The sequence below is a fragment of the Kocuria himachalensis genome, from assembly GCF_054784195.1.
In genome coordinates this window covers 1-1,040 of record NZ_BAAGPL010000033.1, presented here as the reverse complement: position 1 = coordinate 1,040, position 1,040 = coordinate 1, and the positions used below count along the sequence as shown (strand labels likewise).

General features: G+C 73.1%; 1 protein-coding gene and 1 pseudogene. One reads left to right on the top strand and one right to left on the bottom strand.

Annotated elements, in window-relative coordinates; translation table 11 throughout:
• Positions 1 to 490: pseudogene (locus tag ACYVM4_RS18140) on the top strand (SRPBCC family protein); the annotation flags it as partial.
• Between the two features lie 149 nt (positions 491 to 639).
• Here ACYVM4_RS18140 and ACYVM4_RS18135 read toward each other — a convergent pair.
• Positions 640 to 912: a hypothetical protein gene (locus tag ACYVM4_RS18135; RefSeq protein WP_460669439.1), complete on the bottom strand. Its 273-nt coding sequence runs from the start codon at positions 910 to 912 to the stop codon at positions 640 to 642.
• Positions 913 to 1,040: the final 128 nt, after the last annotated feature.

Genomic DNA, 1,040 nt, shown 5'->3' with positions numbered 1-1,040 from the left:
CAAGAAGTTCATCGAGGCCGAGGGCTACGCCACCGGCGCCTGGCGGGGCTCCGTCAACGAGGGAGCCCCGGTCGGCACGCCCGGTGTGGAGCACGCCGCGGCCTCCCGCGGTGACGACGGCAAGGCCGGGGTGTCGGGCAAGGTGGTCGCCGCGGGTGTGGCCGCGGCCGGGGTGGCCGCCGCTGGGGTGGCCGCCGCGGCGGCGGCCAAGAACAAGGATGCCGAGGAGGACACTGGCGCGGACATCGAGTCGGGCACGTTCGAGGAGGGCACCCCGGTCGAGGCCCCGCTCGTCGAGGAGGAGGCGGTGAGTGAGGAGTTCACGACCCTGGTCCCGACTGCCGGGACTGAGGACACCGCCACACCGGTGACGCCCACGGAGGCTCCCACCGCCTATGACGCGGTCGGCCCAGCACCGGGGGAGGATCCGGATGCCCAGGGTGAGGTGCCGCCGGCCGGCGGTGGCCGTCTGCCGGGCGGGGGTGTCTAGAACCGTCCGTGTCCCTTGGACAAGCTCCCCACACCGGCTACCGTCCCAGGGGACCCGGGGCGAGTAGGGCAGTGACGGGCACGGGCGTCGCCGAGGACTTCGGCCCGACAACGGGCAGAGGACCTCGGCGGTGGCCGTGCGCGTGGTGCTCACTCCGGGTTGTCAACTCGCACCGGGCTGTCCTCTTCTTCCTCCAGGTCGGGCCGGCCCCCGCTCTGTGCTGCGCTGTTGCCGGGGGAGGGGTCCTCGGGCGCCCGGCGGGCCAGGCGCCGGTCGACGGCGTCGTTGAAGCTGCGGGCGGCCCCGGCCCCGGCCAGCCCGCCCTGGGCTTCGCCGGCGGCGTCATGGTCTTGTGTGGTCTCCTCGCCTGTGTCGTTGTGGGCGGGGTCCGTGGGGTCGGGGGCATCCGGTGCGCAGCTCATCAGGTTCTCTTCTCATGGGGGCCGGTGTGCTCAGGAAGTCGTGGCGGGTCAAGAGTTCCTCGAAGGTGCCCGCCTGGAGGACTTCGATGATGCCGGCTCCTGAACCCCTTCCGGCATTCCCGGACGGG